Raw genomic sequence first — 17,357 nt, 5'->3', positions numbered from 1 at the left:
AGAAAGGATCCCATGGAACAAAATTTATTTTTGGATCGGGGACGATTGGAAGATGTGGAAGAACTCGTCCACCGATTGGCGAAGAGTCTGCGTATAGACGAATTAAAAACCGAATACGCCGCCTTAACGGAAAAGACGATGGAGCCGGGCTTTTGGGACGACAGCGCGGCGGCGCAGAAGGTGATCCGCCAACAAAACGCCATTAAGTCTCGCACGGACAAGTACGACGAACTGATGGAGGCGATCGAAGAGGCATCGGTGCTCTTGGATCTGATGCAGGAAGAGGAAGACTTTAGCTTCTACGATCAGTTTAAAGAGAGCCTGGACGGCATCGAAGAAAAGGCGCGCATTTTTAAACTCGAGACGCTCCTAAACGGGGAGTACGACGACAACGACGTCATTCTTTCCATCCACGCGGGCGCCGGCGGCACCGAGGCCCAGGATTGGGCGGGAATGTTGCTCCGGATGTATACGCGCTACGCTGAACAGCACGGTTACGGCGTCGAAGTGCTCGACGTGTTAAAAGAAGACGAGGCGGGCATCAAATCTGCCACGCTTTCGATCTCCGGGCCCCACGCCTACGGGTATCTGAAGGCCGAAAAGGGCGTACACCGCCTGGTGCGGATCTCGCCCTTTGACGCGGCGAAAAAGCGCCATACGAGCTTTACCTCGGTGGACGTCTACCCCGAGCTCGACGACGATATGGAAGTGGAGATCAACCAGGAAGATTTGAAGATCGACACCTACCGCTCCAGCGGCGCCGGCGGCCAACACGTAAACACCACCGACTCCGCCGTGCGCATTACCCACATCCCCACGGGGATCGTGGTGCAATGCCAGAACGAGCGCAGCCAGATTCAAAACCGCGAACAGGCGATGAAGATGCTCACCGCCAAACTCGTGGCGCTGAAAGAAGAAGAACAAAAAGAAAAGATCGAGGACCTCGCCGGCAACTATTCCCAGATCGCTTGGGGTTCGCAGATCCGCTCGTATGTATTCCACCCCTACACGATGGTAAAAGACCACCGCACGGGAGAGGAAATGGGGGATGTCAACCGCGTTATGGACGGCGATTTGGACCCCTTTATCAACGCCTTTTTAGAGGCACACGCAAAGTAAAGACAACGACGAACAAAGAGAGGCGCGTCCTCTCTTTTCTTCATGGAGGAAGAATGGAACTTTCGAATGCCCTTGCGAGGGAATTTCACATCGGCGAAGACGTCGCCAAGGACATCTTACAACTGTTGGACGAAGGCAATACCGTGCCCTTTATCGCCCGCTACCGAAAGGAACGCACCGGCGATATGGGCGATGCGACCCTGCGAAAATTTGAGGCGCGAAAGGGCGAGTTGGAAAAGCTTGCGGCGCGAAAGGATACGATCTTAAGGACCGTTTCCGAGCAGGGAAAGCTCACCCCCGCGCTGAAACAGGCGGTGGAATCGGCAGAAGATGCCGCCACACTGGAAGACCTATACCGCCCCTATAAGCCCAAGCGGCGTACACGGGCCACCGCCGCACGAGAGGCGGGATACGGTCCCTTGGCGGAAGAATTTATGTCGGATCGCCCGATGGCCGCCTTCGAAGAAGCCCTCTCTGCCTTCGACGGCGATACAGAGGAGGCACGAAGCGGCGTGATGGATATCGTCGCCGAGGAGATCCAAAACGATCCGACCGTGCGGAATGTACTCAAGAAGTATCTGCGCCGCAGCGCCTCTTTGACGTCCGCGGCCGGAAAGACGCCCGATGGGAAATACGAAATGTATGAAGACTTTTCGCTCAAACTCCGCCGCCTCAAGGGCCACCACGTACTCGCCTTGGGCCGGGGCGAGGCGAACGACGCGCTTTCGATAAAGATCGAGGCGGACGAGGAGATGATGGGTTCGATCATCGCGCAGGTGATCAAGCCGCCGGCGGACAAAAAGCAGTCGTTTGAACGCATCGCCGAAGACGCCTTAAAGCGGCTGCTCTTTCCCTCTTTGGAGCGGGAGATTCGCCGCGAACTCAGAGAGAGCGCGCGGGAAGATGCCATCGAAGTCTTTGCGAAAAATCTAAAGCCCCTGTTGATGACCCCGCCCTTGGGGCACCGGGTGGTGCTGGGGATCGACCCCGGCAACCGAACCGGCTGTAAGGTGGCGGTGGTGGACGAAAACGGCCGCTATCTCGATCAGGCGGTGATCTATCCCACGCCGCCCCGCTCCGACTATCGCCGCTCCGCCGATACCCTGATGCGGCTGATCGCACGGCACGGCGTCGAAGTGATCGCGGTGGGATCGGGCACGGCGAGCTACGAGACCGAACAATTTTTGGGACGGATGATCGAAGAAGAGGGCGCGGATATTTCGTATGCCATCGTAAACGAAGACGGGGCGAGCATCTATTCCGCATCGCCTCTGGGGATCGAGGAGTTTCCCGATCTCGACGTGACCATACGCGGGGCCATCTCGATCGCGCGAAGGCTTCAGGATCCCTTGGCGGAGCTGGTAAAGATCGAGCCCCGGCATATCGGCGTGGGGCAGTACCAGCACGACCTCGACGAAAAAGCGTTGGACACGCGGCTCTCGGGCGTCGTGGAAGGCGCGGTCAACGAAGTCGGGGTCGATGTGAATCTCGCCTCCGTATCTCTTTTGTCGCATGTTTCGGGAATCGGCGACAAACTCGCCCGAAATATTGTAGAATATAGGGAAACCAACGGCGCGTTTCGCAATCGAAACGAACTCAAGTCGGTAAAGGGTTTGGGGCCCAAGGCCTTTGAGCAGTCCGCGGGATTTTTGCGAATCGCAGGGGGCGAGGAGATGTTGGATGCCACCGGCGTCCACCCCGAGTCCTACCCGCTGGCGCGCATTCTCTTAAAAGAAGAAGCGAGTGCTTCTGAAAAAGAAGCCCTCGCATCCGCCGGGCACTATACCCTTTCGGACATTCAAAGAGAGCTCGAAAAGCCGGGGCGCGACATCCGCGAAGACGGCGGCCATATCAGCTTAAAGCGCAGCTCGCTTTCGATGGCCGATCTTAAGCCGGGGCTCGTGCTCGAAGGCATTGTGCGCAATGTGGTGGATTTCGGCGCGTTTTTGGACATCGGCGTGAAAAAAGACGGCCTGCTTCACAGGACCGAGATCACAAAAAGCGCCGGGGACAATATATACAAACGCATACAGGTGGGAGATCGCATGGAGGTCATCGTCCTCGAAGCGGACCCCGAAAAGGAGCGCATCTCCCTGGGACGGAAAGGAAAGGATCGTGGCAAAAAAGTGCATTGACGGCGCAAAGATCTATCAGTACCGCCGCTGGCGGGAAGGGCGTGTGTTGATCGACGGCACAAAAATTGAAGAGGTCGGCGCCATGGAGATCTCCGAGGATTGGGACGTGATCGATGCCACGGGGGAATTTCTCTACCCGGGATTTATCGACGGCCACAGCCATATCGGCATGTGTGAGACCTGCGGAGGGATGGGTAAAGATGTCAATGAGATCGGCGATGCCGTACGGCCCCAGCTCGATGCGCTGGATGCGGTCAATCCCGAAGATTGCCAGTTTCGGAAGGCCTTAAAGATCGGGATTACTTCGGTCTGCGTCACCCCCGGAAGCGCCAATGTGATCGGGGGCAAGGCGAGCGTCATCAAAACCTATGGCAATATCGTGGACAAGATGGTCGTGAAGGCGCCGGTGGCGATGAAGGCGGCGCTGGGCGAAAACCCCAAACGCCTCTACGAAGGAATCGTGGGTCCCAATGCGCCCCATAGCCGCATGGGAATCGCTTCTCTGTTTCGCGAGACGGTCCTCGCTACGCGTATGTATATGAAGCGCAAAGAGGTGGCACCCTATCTTTATGATTCCGTATACGAAGCGATGATTCCCGTGGTGAACCGCAGCATCGCCGTCAAATTCCACGCCCACAGTCGAGAAGACGTGGTAACCGCCATCCGATTGGGCGAAAGCCTGCACCTGCGATACACCATCGAACACGCCACCGGCGCCGGCGCCATCGCCGAGTATCTGAAAGAGAAAGACGTGGGCGTCTTTATCGGACCCGCCTTCGGCGTCGAATCCAAATTGGAACAAAAGGGAAGCGGCTTCGACATCGCCAAAAAGCTCGAGGACGCTGGGGTGCCCTTCGGCATCATCACCGACTGTCCCGAAATCTCTTCGGACACGCTGCTCTTGGCGGGACGCTACTACATTCAGGCGGGGGCATCGGAGGCGGCGGTAATCGACGCCTTTACCGTGCATCCCGCGCGGCTATTGGACCTTTCGCATCGGCTGGGCAAGATCGAAGCGGGCTATGACGCCGATATCGTCGCTTTCGACGCGCCGCTGTTCGAGGGGATGGTCGATACCGCCCGATGGACCATGGTAGACGGCAATATCGTCTACCGCAGAAAGGACGACGAGGATGGAACAATTCGTTATCGCATTTGACGGTCAGGAACAAGTCTACGACGCGCTCGATGCCACCGAAGATTTGGGCACGCGGATTATTCCCGTGCTGCCCGAGATCAAGGAATCCTGCGGACTCGCGCTTTCCGGACCCATAGAGCGGGCAGAGGAAGCACTTTCGCGCATCGAGTCGCACGACATCCCGACCGCCGGCGCGTTTCGCTACGAGCGCATCGGCAAACAGAGAAAGGTGGAAGAATTGTGATTTATCTCGACAATGGCGCCACGACGGCCATCAAGCCCGAATCGGTGGCACAAGCGGTCTACGATGCATTGACAAAGGGCTACGGCAACCCCGGCCGGGGCAGCCACCTTTGGGCGCAGAACAGCTACCGGGTGCTTAGAGACGTGCGCAAAAAAGCGGCGAAGCTATTGGGCACCGACGAGCGGATCGCCCTCACAAGCGGTGTGACCGAAAGCCTGAATGCCGCCATCTTCGGCTTAATCGGCGAGGGCGATCACGTCATCACATCGGTGATGGAACACAACTCCGTCCTCCGGCCCCTCTATGTCAGCGGCTGCGATATGAGCATTTTGCCCTTAAACGAAAACCTCGCCCCCGACCTTTCGGAGCTCGAGGGGCTTATTCGCCCCGAAACCGAGGCCATCGTCCTCTCCCACGCCTCCAATGTGGTGGGAAGCGTCACCGATATAGATCGAGTTATGGAGGTGGCGAATCGCCACGACCTGTACGTCATCGTCGACGGCGCCCAGGCGCTGGGACAGATTCCCGTCGACTTTTCGGGCGTGGATACGCGTAAACTCGTCTATTGTTTTGCCGGGCATAAATCGCTCTACGGTCCCATGGGAACCGGGGGATTTTATTACGGCGAAGAGGTGGATTTTGCGCCCTTAAAGCAAGGGGGCAGCGGCATCGAGAGCTTTAAGACCTCCATGCCCGATGAAAAGCCCGTGCGTTGGGAGGCGGGAACGGCAAATGTCCACGGTTTTGCCGGCCTCGCCGCGGGTATGGATTTCGTACTGCAAGACGGCTATTTTGAAACCAAGGACAAGATCTTTGCGCGCCTGCTCGACGGCATCCACGCACTGGACGGCTACGAGGTGTTTTATCCCGAAGAAAAGGGAACCGCCGTGGTGAGTATTCGAAGAGCGGACATGAGTTCGCAGGAACTTTCCATGCTCCTCGAAGAGCACGACATCGCCACCCGTTCGGGATACCACTGTGCGCCGCTTTTGCACGAATATCTCCATACCAAAGAGAGCGGCCTGTGCCGGTTGTCGCCGTCGTATTTTACGACCGAAGAAGAAATCGATACGGCGCTTGCGGTATTAAAAAGTATTGAATAAAAAAACAGATTGTGGTAAACTGGACCCGTAAGATACGTTTTACGGTGGTTACCGACCTACTCGGTAGTTTTTATCTGATGCCGTTTATGCGATAAAGAGCCTGTAAAGTGCCTGATGTGGGACTTTGAAAGGCGGAAAAGCATATGCAGAAGCTCAGAGTTTTTATAAGAAAAAATCAGCAAAACAAAAAAGCATCGACACCATCATAAGATTGCGAAATTAGGTAGACCTAAGGACGGCAGTCTTTTTTGGTTTGCCTCTTAATGCAGAATTAGGAGTGGACAAATGCTCAGTCACTTGCTGAGAAAATTCGAGATTACAAAGAGCGATCTCGTACGTATTGTTTTGGGATGTGCGATCATGGCCTTCGGGGTGATCAATGTGCACGAACCGGCGCATATTACCGAAGGCGGCGTCCTCGGTTTGGGTCTGTTTATGAAGACCGTTTGGGGATGGAATCTCGCCTATGTATCGCCGATACTGGACGGCATTTGCTATCTGTTGGGATTTTCGATGTTGGGCAAGCCCTTCCTGAAAAAGGCGTCCTTGGCGACGATCTTTTTTGCGATATTCTATTATATCTTCGATCAAATGGGGCCGGTGCTACCGAACCTATACGCCTACCCCTTTTGGGCGGCGATTGCGGGTGGTATCTTTATCGGCTGCGGCTGTGGCATCGTCGTCACCGTAGGCGGTTGCGCAGGCGGAGACGATGCGCTCGCCTTGGTGATTTCGAAAAAGACCCGCTGGCCCATATCCAGAGCCTACTTATTTACGGACTTTACGGTATTGGCACTTTCCCTCAGCTACATTCCCTTTACGAGATTGATCTTTTCGTTCTTGACCACGGTCGTCTCTTCCTTCCTCATCGGCCAGTTCGAGCTGAATATGAAGGTACCGGCGTGGAAAGTCAGCGAAAGCGGAATCGAAAAGAACGCATAAAAATCAGGCCCCATGGGCCCTTTTTTTATGGCTTCAATAGCGAAACGCCTCTTCTTTTGTCATCCAAAAGTGGATGCCGCCGGTGGAATCGCGCCAGCGATCGGGATTGTAGTTGTTTGCATAGACCATCTCGCCCCGGCGATAGACGAAGTCGCCGTCGACCAAGGAGATGGCCTCGTCAAAGCGGCGCATGTGTTCGAAATCGGTGATCGATACCACAAAGGCTTTGTCGGCACGGCAGGAGGGAAGCGTCGCCGAACTGCGGCGGGCATCGGCGGGGATGTAGAGGGTCACAAGGCGGTGGTCGAAGCAGCGCTTATAGCCGATAAAGGCGCCGGTTTCGGGGCAGTGCAGGCGAAAAAACCGGGTGTACTCGTCGCTTTTTATGCCCGTAAGGACGGCATCTTCCATGACGGCGCCGTAGAGATCGGCGCCCGAGATGTCGGCATTTGTTAGATTTGCCCCGCGGAAGTTCGCCTCTCTGAGAAGCGCGCGCGAAAAATCGGCCCCGGTCAGATTGCTTTCGGCGAACCAGGCGTGGGAGAGATCCGCGTCCGAAAAATCGGCGCCGACGAGGGTTTGTTTACTAAAGTCCCGGCCCCGCAGATCGCGGAGGCGGCCTCGATGGGGATGGGTTTGCATGGGATCTACCTCCTGTAAAAAGTATAGCACGAAGAGGCATTCGTTGCGATTCTTAGGCCGTAATAGTATAATAAATACAAGAAATTTTGAACGGGCCACGCGATGGCCGGCATATCATCTATATGCAAGGAGGCAATCATGTCAAAGAAGTTTTATATTACCACGCCGATCTATTATCCCAGCGACAATTTACATATCGGCCACACGTATTGTACCGTTGCGGTCGATGCGGTAAAGCGGTTTAAGACCCTGCAGGGCTATGACGTCAAGTTTACCACCGGGACCGACGAGCACGGCCAAAAGATCGCGGGCAAAGCCGAAGAAGTGGGGAAGAAGCCTTTAGAATATATAGACGCCATTGTGGCGGATACCAAGAAATTGTGGGAGACGATGGACATTCACTACGATTCCTTTGTGCGCTCCACCGATCCCGTGCACGAAGCCAATGTGCAGGCGCTCTTTCAAAAGCTCTACGATAAGGGCGAGATTTATAAGGGCGAATACGAGGGCTACTACTGTACGCCCTGTGAAGCATTTTGGGCGGAATCGCAACTGGGCGAAGGTCACACTTGCCCGGACTGCGGACGCGAGACCCACAAACAAAAAGAAGAAAGCTATTTCTTCCGCCTTTCGAAGTATCGGGATAAGCTCCTGGCGTATTACGATGAGCACCCGGAATTTATCCAGCCCGCCTATCGCAAGAGCGAAATGGTCAATTCGTTCTTAAAAGACGGCCTCGACGATCTCTCGGTCACGCGCTCTTCCTTCGACTGGGGCGTGCCCGTTCCCTTTGACGACGAACACGTGATTTATGTGTGGATCGACGCCTTATCCTGCTATCTCACCGGCTGCGAATTCGGCACCGACGAAAAGACCTTCGAGGAATTTTGGCCCGCCGATGTGCACTTTGTCGGCAAGGAGATTATGCGCTTTCACACCATTATCTGGCCGGCGATGTTGATGGCGCTGGATCTGCCGCTGCCGAAGCAGATTTTCGGCCACGGCTGGATTCTCTTCGACGACGACAAGATGAGTAAGTCCAAGGGCAATATCATCTATCCCGAGCCGATTATTGATTTGTACGGGGTGGATGCGCTGAAGTACTTCCTCTTGCGCGAATTTTCCTTCGGCCACGACGGCAGCTTTAACGTACAGAGCTTTATGAAGCGGCTGAATTCGGACCTCGCCAACGACTTGGGCAATCTCTTAAGCCGTACGGTCTCTATGATCGAAAAGTACAACGACGGCATCGTGCCCGAAGCGGGTGAGGCGACCGAGATCGACCGGCAGCTGATCGAAGTGGCCACATCGACCTGGGATGAAGTGGCCCGAGAAATGGAAGGCTATCAATTCTCCACGGCCTTGGACGCCATTTGGAAGCTGATTCGCCGCAGCAACAAATATGTCGACGAGAACGAACCTTGGGTGCTCGCCAAGGGCGATGCGGCCGGCAAGAAGCGTCTCTATACGGTGCTCTACAATTTGGCGGAATCGCTGCGGATTGTCTCGATCCTCCTCTCGCCCTTTATGGCGAATACGGCGAAGGACATCGCCGATCAGATCGGGGCGGAGGGCGAATTCGCCCTGGACGACGCCAAAAAATGGGGACTGCTGGAGTCCGGTAAAAAGGTGGAAAAGACCAAGATTATCTTCCCGCGTTTGGATATCGAAGAAGAATCCAAGCGACTGTGGGCGGAAAACGGCGTCCTGATCGAGCGCAGAAAACAGGAAAAACTGCAAAAGGGTGAAGCCATAGAAGAAGAGGGAGAAGAAAAGATGGAACGCAAACCCGAGATCACGATCGACGACTTCGATAAGTTGGACATTCGCGTCGCGACGATCGAATCCGCAGAAGAGCATCCCAATGCCGACAGACTGTATGTGCTCAAGATCCGCATGGGTGCGGAAGAGCGCACGATTTGTTCGAGCATTAAAGAAGAGTATACGAAAGAAGAATTGGAAGGCAGACAAATTCTCGTCCTCGCCAATCTGAAGCCGACCAAGCTCAGGGGCATTTTGTCCGAAGGAATGCTTTTGGCGGCAGAAGATGCGGACGGAAAGCTGTCTTTGGCGACGACCATGGAAGCATTAAAATCCGGCGCCGCCATCGGTTAGGAGGAAGCATGATCGACGCCCACGCCCATTTGGAAAATGAGGCATTTGACGAGGATCGAAACCGCATCATCGAAAATAGAATGAAAGACGGCCTGGACGCCGTCGTCAATGTGGGATCGGATCTCGAGACCAGTAAAGCGGTTCTCGCGCTCGCCGAGGCCTACGAGGGGCTCTATGCCGTAATCGGCGTACATCCCCACGACGCGACGACCTATTCGAAAGAAGTGGAAGACGCACTTCGCGCCATGTCCGCCTCAAAAAAAGTCGTCGCCATCGGCGAGATCGGACTGGATTATTACTACGACTATTCGCCGAAATCCGTGCAAAGGGAAGCATTTTGCGCCCAATTCGAATTGGCGATCGAGTTGAATCTGCCGGTGGTGATCCACTCCCGGGAGGCGGCGCTCGAGACCTTCGAGATCGTAGAATCCTATTTGCACGACCATCCCGGCCACCCGGTGCTGATTCACTGCTATAGCTATTCGCCCGAAATGATGGAGCGATTTGCCGCATTGGGCTGCTACTTTTCGCTGGGAGGCGTGACGACCTTCAAGAACGCAAAGACCCCCAAGGCGGTGGCGAAAGCGGTGGCACTCGACCGCCTTCTTCTGGAAACGGACAGCCCCTATATGACGCCCGAGCCGCATCGGGGCAAGCGCAATGAACCCAAGTATGTGCGCCTTGTGGCGGAAAACATCGCGCGATTGCGCGAGATGGACACCCAAGAGTTGATCCGCCGTACCGACGAGAACGCCATGCGCTTCTACGGGTTTTCTATATGATTCGCGAAGTCATCGTCGTCGAGGGAAAAGACGACATCGCACGGGTAAAATCGGCGCTGGATTGCGAGGTCATCGCCACCGGCGGCTTCGCCTTCGGCGAAAAGCTGCTCCGCCAGCTCCGCAAGATCGAAAAGCGGCGGGGCGTGATTATCCTCACCGATCCGGACTATATGGGCGAGCAGATTCGCCGCCGCCTGACCCGGGCGCTGAAGGCGCCGAAACAGGCGTATTTGCCCCAGGACAAGGCGATCAAGGCGGACGACATCGGCATCGAAAACGCGCGGCCCGAAGACATCCGCATCGCCGTAGAGCGCGCCCAGCCCATGCGGGAGGACTATGTAGAGACCTTTACCAAGGCGGATATGATTCGCTGGGGCCTCGTCGGGAGCGATGCGGCCACGGAACGGCGTAGAAAACTCGGCGAATCCTTGGGGATCGGGCACGGAAACGGAAAGCAGTTTTTGAATCGCCTGAACCGCTTCGGCATTACCATAGAAGAATTTACGGAAAAATATGAGGAGGTCCTCGGTGGAAAAGAGACTTTATAGCCCCGGAAAAGTACGGGAGATACAAGAGAAATGGGGCTTTCGGTTTCATAAATCCCTGGGACAAAACTTCTTGATCGACGGAAATATCGTCCGCGCCATTGCCGATGCGGCAGAGGTGCAAGAAGGGGACGTGGTGTTGGAGATCGGTGCGGGAATCGGCACCTTAACCGAAGAGATGGCGCTGCGGGGCGCGGAGGTATTTTGCGTCGAGATCGACGAAAACCTGCGGCCCGTCCTCGCCGATACCCTGGGGGCGTTCGAGCGTGTCGAGATCTTTTATAACGACGTCTTAAAGACCGATCTCAAAAAGGAACTCGGCGCTCGTTTTCCCGATCGAAAGATCAAGGTGGTCGCCAATCTACCGTATTATGTAACCACCCCCATTCTCTTGCACCTGTTGGATTCCGACCTGCCCTTGGAATCCATCCACGTGATGGTACAAAAAGAGATGGCGGAGCGCATGGCGGCGTCGCCGGGGAGGAAGGCATATGGCTCGATTTCGGTGTATCTGCAAATGCGGGGAACGGTGGAATCGGAAATCTATGTGCCCCGCACCTGCTTTATTCCCCAACCCAATGTCGACAGCGCGGTGCTTTCGGTCCGCGATTTTATCGACGAAGACGCGGAGACCTTACGACAAGCGGAGGCGGTGGTGCGCGCCGCCTTTTCGAAGCGCAGAAAGACCTTATTAAACGCCCTGTCCCGCTACGGTTTTCCCGTCGAGAAAGAGGAGATCGAGCGCAGTTTGTTGAACGCGGGGATCGACCCGTCGCGGCGCGCCGAGACCTTGAGCGTGGAGGAGTACCGCGTATTGGCAAAAAATTTTCCCAAAGTAACAAAGGAGAAGGAAATTGGATAGAGAGCAATTTGATGCATTTGCCGAGGACGACGAACTGATCGAAGTTTTGAGTCGGCTCTTTAAGGCGATGGCGGATCCGACGCGGCTTAAGATTTTGTATGCGCTGATGCTGTCCACCTGCAATGTCAGCAAGTTGGTCGACCTGTTGTCTATGAGTCAGTCCTCCATATCCCATCAGCTGAGCGAGTTGCGCAAAGAGGGGTTGATTCGCGCGCGCAAAGAGGGACGGAAAGTGTATTATTCGCTGGACGACGAACACGTGGAGATTCTCTTTAATATGGGCTATACCCACGCGCGCCACAAATTGGGCGAAATTGATTAACGCCGGGGCGTGCGGGTATACATACCGTAAACCGATTCAGAATAAAATGGAGGCATGATTATGGAAAAAGTGCAAATTTATACCAGCAATACCTGTCCGTATTGCACCATGGCAAAAGATTATTTGAAAGAACACGGCGTAGATTTCGAAGAAAGAAATGTGCAAACCGACGCCGCCGCCAGAGACGAATTGATCTCTAAGGGCTATACTGGCGTGCCGGTTTTGGTCATCGGCGACAAAGAGATCGTCGGTTTCGACAGAAAACAAATCGACGCGGCGCTCAACAAGAACTAAATCGAAGGAGGGGGCTATGCCCTCTCTTTTTTTGCCCAAAATCTAATATCGTTCTAAAAGATGCGAAGGATCCGGCAGTCGGCGGGCAGGGCACATTCGCTGTGCTATAATAATCCCGTAGAGCTCCGCCGTATCGGGCGGAAAGAGAATCTCAGGAGGAGAAATATGAAAGCATTCAAACGATGCGCGGCCTTTGTGTTGGCGCTGGTATTATTGCAAGCCGCCGCGATTCCGACATTTGCCGATGCGGCAGAGGGGGATATTATTCTCTCGTTCGGTCAGGATCTGCGGGCGGAACAGAGAGACGAGCTTACAAAACGCTTCGGAGATCCGAAAGATCCTCAGATCATCGAGGTCACCAATGCGGAGGAGTATAAGTATTTGGGAGATTTCGTGCCGGCGGCGAAGATCGGCAAGCGCGCGATCTCCAGTGCGAAGATCGAATACACCAAACCCGGAAGCGGGATTTCGGTAGAGACTTCGGAACGCATTACCTATATCACCGGCGATATGTATAAGCAGGCGCTTGAGACCGCCGGCGTGGAAGATGCGCGGATCACCGTCGATGCGCCGGGCAATGTGACCGGTACGGCGGCGCTGACGGGCATTATGAAGGCCTATGAAGTATCTAGCGGCAAGAAGATTTCCGATTCCGTGAAAAAGGCCGCCAACGAAGAGATGGTCGTCACCTCCGATCTCGCGGAAGATGTGGGGAGCGACAAGGCGGCGGATTTCGTAAAGGGCGTCAAGGACACTATGGCGCAGGAAGCGCCCAAGAGCCGCGAAGAAGTACGCACCATTATCGTGAACATTTCCAATGAGTACAATATCAATCTGAACGAAAAACAGACTGAAGATCTGACCGACTTCTTCGATCGACTGCGGACCACCGACATCGACTGGGAAGGCCTCGCCGATAAGGCGAAAGGCGCCGCCGATTCCGCCAAGGAATACTTGGGAAGCGACGAAGGCCAGGGGATGTTGATGGGCATCAAAAATGCGATCTCGAACTTTATCGACTGGATCGCATCCCTCTTTCGCTAATGAAAAAACAAAAAAGGGTGCATACCATGGTATGCACCCTTTTTATTTTGGGCGGTTCCTTTCGGAATGCGCCACGTTTATTTATTTTCAATGGTGTTGTTGAGGGACTTCATCAATTCGTCGACGTCAAATCCGTGCACATAGGCCGCTTCTTCCAGGGATTCCATCTGGCTGGAAGGACAGCCGACACAACCCATGCCGAACTGCATCAGCGTGCGGATGGCTTCGGGATGTTGGCGTACCAAATCGCCGATCAGCATATCTTTGGTAATCATATTTTCTCCTCCTTGTATTGCTCTGATTCCTAAATTCTACCCCAAGTGGCGGGGAAGATCAAGTTAGAGCAGATTTTCTTTCAGATAGACGATAATATCGTCGGATTCATAGAGCCAGGTGTTGTCGTGGTAGAGACAGGGAACCTGTTTCTTTCCGCCGCCTTCGATCAACGCCTCTTTGGCCGCTTCGTCTTTGTCGACATAGACGACTTCGACCTTTTGGTCCAATCCGTTTTCTTTCATAAAACCTTCAACCTTTTTACAGAAGGGGCAGTAGGTGGCAGCATACAATTTATAGTCCATAATTCATCCTCCTTTGTTCGTTGGTCTTATACCCAAATTCCGAAGACTGACACAAAGACAGGCAAATTCCCCGAAAAATCCAATCCTTGTCAAAGGAGGAAAAAAGTGCAAAATTTATATGGTATAGTACCCTTGAGGTGAGTGTATGGATATTTTTTCCGGCATCGGTAAGAGCTTCGAGGATCTTTCCCAACAGGTTAAAGATTTGGGCAAGCGAAGCATATATGAAGCGAAGGAGGCGTCGAAGGCGACAAAGCTGCGTATTCGCATCCGCGAACTCGAGAATATGATCGCGGAGCAGTACCGGCATTTGGGCGAAGTGTACTATATGGAGATGCGGGAGCAGTCCCATTTGACGGACAGCTCTTCCTCGGAACTTCTGCTCGCCATCGACGAACTCCAAAAAGAGAGGGCGGCGCTTCAAAATCAGATCGATTCCAAGGCGTTGGATGTAGAGGATTTGCCCATGCAGTGTCTCCGTTGTGGGCAGGGCCTTACGGAGGGGACGAATTTTTGTCCCAACTGCGGTACCAAGGTGGAATCGATTCCCCATACCAAGGAAGTGCCCGACTTTATCGAGTGCAAGAATTGTCATTTTGAAACGGAAAGGGGCGCCACCTATTGCCCACGTTGTGGCGCCCCTATGCAAGGATAGGTGAACAATGGATCAAAAACAAAAACGTACGGAAGAACAGCTGCGGCGCGATTTGGGCGATGCCGCCTATCACGTGACCCGCGAAGAAGGAACCGAAGCGCCCTTCAGCCATCCCTATGATCGGATCTTCGAAGAAGGCATTTATGTCGATGTGATCACCAAAGAGGTACTGTTTCTTTCCAAGGACAAGTTTCAATCCGGTTGCGGCTGGCCCAGCTTCAGCCGCACGGCGCCGGATGCGCCGGTGGAGGAAAAAACCGACCTCCGCTATGGCATGCGGCGCACCGAAGTGCGCACCGAGAGCACGCATTTGGGCCATGTTTTCGAAGACGGCCCGGCGGATCGGGGCGGGCTGCGCTACTGCATCAACGGCCTGAGCCTCGAATTTATACCGAAAGCGGAAATGGAGGCGCGGGGATACGGCAAATGGATTCCGTATCTGTAATCCATAAAATGGACGCTATAAAATTTCGATTTCGGGGTAAATAAAATAATACTGTTTCATTTTAAGTTCCACGAAGGAGGGCATTATGAAGAAAACCTATATTTCTATGCTTTTGGCGCTGACCATGGTCTTTGGCGCCATCGCCGGACCCGCGCAGGTTCTAGCGCAGGAAGCGACGGCGCAACATACCAAGACGGTAACCTTGCTCCATACCAATGATATCCACGGCCATGCGACCGCCGACGAAAAGGGCGGCAATATCGGCTATGCCAAGGTAAAGACCTATGCGGACAGCATTCCCAATTCCGTATTGATCGACGCGGGGGACGTCCTCCACGGTACGACGCTCGCATCGATCAGCCGCGGCGAGAGCATTGTCGCCTTGATGAACGCCATGGGCTATAAGGCAATGGTCCCCGGCAATCACGACTACAACTACGGCTACGACCGGCTGATTGAACTCGCGGGCGCCGCAGAATTTCCGGTGCTCGCCGCCAATGTCATCCGTTCCACCGGCCAAAGGGACCTGAAGGATCAGACCATGATCGAAGTGGATGGTGTGAAAATCGGGATGTTCGGTCTCTCTACGGAAGAATCCAAGACCAAATCCAATCCCGCCAACACCGAAGGGATTCTCTTCTTAAATCCCGTCGAAGTCGCCAAGGCGCAGGTGAAGTCCTTGAAGGAAAAGGGCGCGGATGTCATCGTCGCCGACGTCCACTTGGGCGTAGACGATTCGACCGAGATCAAATCCACCGACATCGCCAAGGCGGTAGACGGAATCGACGTGATCATCGACGGCCACTCCCATACCGAAATGCCCGACGGCCGCATGGTAAACGGCACCCTGATCGCACAGACGGGCGGCCACTTAAAACAATTGGGCGAAGTGAACATCACCCTGAGAGACGGAAAGGTCATCACCAAATCGGCCACGCTCCACGATCAGGAATTCTTTAAAAACGTAAAAGAAGACGAAAAGATTCTCGCCATGATCGCGGGCATCGAAGAAGCCAACAAACCCTATCTCGAGACCGTCATTGGAAAGACCGACGTGGTATTAGACGGCGAGAGAGAACACGTGCGCACCGGAGAAACCAATCTGGGGAACCTCCTCACCGACGCCATGCTGAAGGTAACCGGCGCCGATGTGGCGATTACCAACGGCGGCGGCATTCGCGCGAGCATCGACATCGGCGAAATTACCCGCGGCGAAGTGCTGACCTCTTTCCCCTTTACCAACTATCCCGTGAAACTCGAAGTGAAGGGCAAGGACATTCTCGCCGCATTGGAATACGGCCTGGATGCCGCCCCCGAAGCCGCCGGGAAGTTCCCCCACGTGGCGGGCATGACCGTAAAATACGATCCCAAACAAGCCGCCGGAAACCGCATCATCGAAGTGAAGGTCAAGAGCGAAGCATTAGATCCCGATAAGACCTATACCCTCGCGACCAACGACTTTATGGCCGTGGGCGGAGACGGCTACAAGATGTTTGCCGGCAAGAAGAAGCTGGGCGAATACAATCTGCTCTCGGAAGTGCTTGCAGATTATATCGCAGAAGCGAAAGTCGTTAGCCCCAAGACCGAAGGTCGCATGACCGTCGGCGAAAAATCCGGCGAAAAGCCCGGCGAGAAAACGCCCGAGGAAGTCTTTGTCGACATCAAGGGCCACTGGGCGGAAGACATCATTATGTCAGTGTATAACGACGGCTACTTTACCGGCGTGACCCGCGCCACCTTTGAACCGGATACCAAGATTTCCCGCGCCATGCTCGTCACCACCCTCGCCCGTCTGGAAGGACAAGACAAGAAGCAAGACGCGAAAAACCCCTTCCCCGACGTGGAAAAGGGCAAATGGTACGAGAACGCGGTAGTCTGGGCGGTAGAAAATAAACTCGTCAAAGGCTACGAAGACAAGAGCTTTAAGCCCGAGCAAAATGTAAGCCGAGAAGAGATGGCAGCCATTTTGGGCCGCTATGTCGATATGAAGAAATTCCCCGTCACCCAACAGATGCCGGCGCCCTTTGCCGACGACGCGCAGATTGCAAAGTGGGCGAAGGAATACCTGATTCCCTTGCAAAACATGGGGGTTATGAACGGTAGAGAACAAAACCGCTTCTATCCCAAGGACTCCGCGACCAGAGCGGAACTCGCCAAGGTGATTCAAAAATTAGCACAAATTAAAGAGGCCAATGCGGCAAATGATACAGTGAACAAGGCGGACAAACCCCAAGCGGTTGAGAAGCCGGTAGAAAAATCCGCAAAAAAAGCGGCATAAGACCCCATCGGGAGCCGGGAGACCGGCTCCTTTTTTGTGCAAATGGCTTGACCTGTTGCCACAAATGCGATATTATATTTCGTTGCTTTCTTGACTTATCCTCGGATCTATTGT

The 17,357-nt window shown here is 54.4% G+C and carries 19 protein-coding genes; 16 read left to right on the top strand and 3 right to left on the bottom strand.

Features of this window, described 5'->3' with window-relative positions:
- Positions 1–12 precede the first annotated feature (12 nt).
- The 6 genes from prfB (at position 13) to EL294_RS05310 (ending at position 6,681) form a co-directional block, all read left to right on the top strand.
- Complete coding sequence (gene prfB, locus EL294_RS05335; RefSeq protein WP_126465650.1) at positions 13–1,119, top strand: peptide chain release factor 2; 1,107 nt, start codon at positions 13–15, stop codon at positions 1,117–1,119.
- Between the two features lie 53 nt (positions 1,120–1,172).
- Positions 1,173–3,254: a helix-hairpin-helix domain-containing protein gene (locus EL294_RS05330; protein ID WP_126465649.1), complete on the top strand. Its 2,082-nt coding sequence runs from the start codon at positions 1,173–1,175 to the stop codon at positions 3,252–3,254.
- On the top strand, positions 3,235–4,413 hold the full coding sequence (locus tag EL294_RS05325; protein ID WP_126465648.1) for an amidohydrolase family protein: 1,179 nt from the start codon (positions 3,235–3,237) through the stop codon (positions 4,411–4,413). The genes EL294_RS05330 and EL294_RS05325 overlap by 20 nt, the downstream gene beginning before the upstream one ends.
- Positions 4,388–4,636 carry a putative Se/S carrier-like protein gene (locus EL294_RS05320; protein WP_126465647.1) on the top strand — a complete coding sequence of 83 codons (249 nt, stop codon included), beginning with the start codon at positions 4,388–4,390 and terminating at the stop codon, positions 4,634–4,636. Before EL294_RS05325 ends, EL294_RS05320 begins: the two co-directional genes overlap by 26 nt.
- The gene (locus EL294_RS05315) at positions 4,633–5,739 is read left to right on the top strand and encodes an aminotransferase class V-fold PLP-dependent enzyme (protein WP_164715238.1); all 1,107 of its coding nucleotides are present in this window, start codon (positions 4,633–4,635) and stop codon (positions 5,737–5,739) included. Before EL294_RS05320 ends, EL294_RS05315 begins: the two co-directional genes overlap by 4 nt.
- Before the next feature lie 285 nt (positions 5,740–6,024).
- Positions 6,025–6,681 (top strand): DUF6198 family protein, encoded by a 657-nt coding sequence (locus EL294_RS05310; RefSeq protein WP_126465645.1) that lies wholly within the window; start codon positions 6,025–6,027, stop codon positions 6,679–6,681.
- 33 nt (positions 6,682–6,714) lie between these two features.
- Here the strand turns inward: EL294_RS05310 and EL294_RS05305 are convergent, their stop codons facing one another.
- Entirely contained in the window at positions 6,715–7,323 is a 609-nt protein-coding gene (locus EL294_RS05305) for a pentapeptide repeat-containing protein (RefSeq protein ID WP_126465644.1), read from the bottom strand.
- Positions 7,324–7,461: 138 nt separating this feature from the next.
- Here EL294_RS05305 and metG point away from each other — a divergent pair, with 138 nt between their 5' ends.
- The 7 genes from metG to EL294_RS05270 all read left to right on the top strand — a co-directional run bounded on the left by metG (position 7,462) and on the right by EL294_RS05270 (position 13,287).
- Positions 7,462–9,438, top strand: a complete 1,977-nt coding sequence (metG, locus tag EL294_RS05300) for a methionine--tRNA ligase (protein WP_126465643.1) — start codon at positions 7,462–7,464, stop codon at positions 9,436–9,438.
- An 8-nt stretch (positions 9,439–9,446) separates the two neighbouring features.
- Positions 9,447–10,220 (top strand): TatD family hydrolase, encoded by a 774-nt coding sequence (locus EL294_RS05295; protein WP_126465642.1) that lies wholly within the window; start codon positions 9,447–9,449, stop codon positions 10,218–10,220.
- Positions 10,217–10,768 carry a ribonuclease M5 gene (gene rnmV, locus EL294_RS05290; protein WP_126465641.1) on the top strand — a complete coding sequence of 184 codons (552 nt, stop codon included), beginning with the start codon at positions 10,217–10,219 and terminating at the stop codon, positions 10,766–10,768. Before EL294_RS05295 ends, rnmV begins: the two co-directional genes overlap by 4 nt.
- On the top strand, positions 10,749–11,627 hold the full coding sequence (rsmA, locus tag EL294_RS05285) for a 16S rRNA (adenine(1518)-N(6)/adenine(1519)-N(6))-dimethyltransferase RsmA (RefSeq protein ID WP_232006457.1): 879 nt from the start codon (positions 10,749–10,751) through the stop codon (positions 11,625–11,627). Before rnmV ends, rsmA begins: the two co-directional genes overlap by 20 nt.
- Positions 11,620–11,949 carry an ArsR/SmtB family transcription factor gene (locus EL294_RS05280; protein ID WP_232006456.1) on the top strand — a complete coding sequence of 110 codons (330 nt, stop codon included), beginning with the start codon at positions 11,620–11,622 and terminating at the stop codon, positions 11,947–11,949. The genes rsmA and EL294_RS05280 overlap by 8 nt, the downstream gene beginning before the upstream one ends.
- 60 nt (positions 11,950–12,009) lie before the next feature.
- Positions 12,010–12,243, top strand: coding sequence for a glutaredoxin family protein (locus EL294_RS05275; protein ID WP_126465639.1), 234 nt, complete (start codon positions 12,010–12,012; stop codon positions 12,241–12,243).
- A gap of 165 nt (positions 12,244–12,408) precedes the next feature.
- On the top strand, positions 12,409–13,287 hold the full coding sequence (locus tag EL294_RS05270; RefSeq protein ID WP_126465638.1) for a DUF1002 domain-containing protein: 879 nt from the start codon (positions 12,409–12,411) through the stop codon (positions 13,285–13,287).
- Between the two features lie 77 nt (positions 13,288–13,364).
- Here the strand turns inward: EL294_RS05270 and EL294_RS05265 are convergent, their stop codons facing one another.
- Positions 13,365–13,562 carry a DUF1858 domain-containing protein gene (locus EL294_RS05265; protein WP_126465637.1) on the bottom strand — a complete coding sequence of 66 codons (198 nt, stop codon included), beginning with the start codon at positions 13,560–13,562 and terminating at the stop codon, positions 13,365–13,367.
- Between the two features lie 63 nt (positions 13,563–13,625).
- A complete protein-coding gene (locus EL294_RS05260) occupies positions 13,626–13,868 on the bottom strand; it encodes a glutaredoxin family protein (protein ID WP_126465636.1) in 243 nt (80 codons plus the stop codon).
- A 142-nt stretch (positions 13,869–14,010) separates the two neighbouring features.
- On the opposite strand from EL294_RS05260, the gene EL294_RS05255 reads away from it, so the two are divergent.
- From EL294_RS05255 to EL294_RS05245, 3 genes are all read left to right on the top strand, one after another.
- Entirely contained in the window at positions 14,011–14,520 is a 510-nt protein-coding gene (locus tag EL294_RS05255) for a zinc ribbon domain-containing protein (RefSeq protein ID WP_126465635.1), read from the top strand.
- Positions 14,521–14,527: 7 nt separating this feature from the next.
- A complete protein-coding gene (gene msrB, locus EL294_RS05250; protein ID WP_126465634.1) occupies positions 14,528–14,965 on the top strand; it encodes a peptide-methionine (R)-S-oxide reductase MsrB in 438 nt (145 codons plus the stop codon).
- An 85-nt stretch (positions 14,966–15,050) separates the two neighbouring features.
- Positions 15,051–17,243: a 5'-nucleotidase C-terminal domain-containing protein gene (locus tag EL294_RS05245; RefSeq protein ID WP_126465633.1), complete on the top strand. Its 2,193-nt coding sequence runs from the start codon at positions 15,051–15,053 to the stop codon at positions 17,241–17,243.
- Positions 17,244–17,357: the final 114 nt, after the last annotated feature.

It is taken from the genome of Aedoeadaptatus ivorii, from assembly GCF_900638585.1.
Classification (GTDB): domain Bacteria; phylum Bacillota; class Clostridia; order Tissierellales; family Peptoniphilaceae; genus Aedoeadaptatus; species Aedoeadaptatus ivorii.
This window is presented reverse-complemented; position numbering and strand designations above follow the sequence as displayed.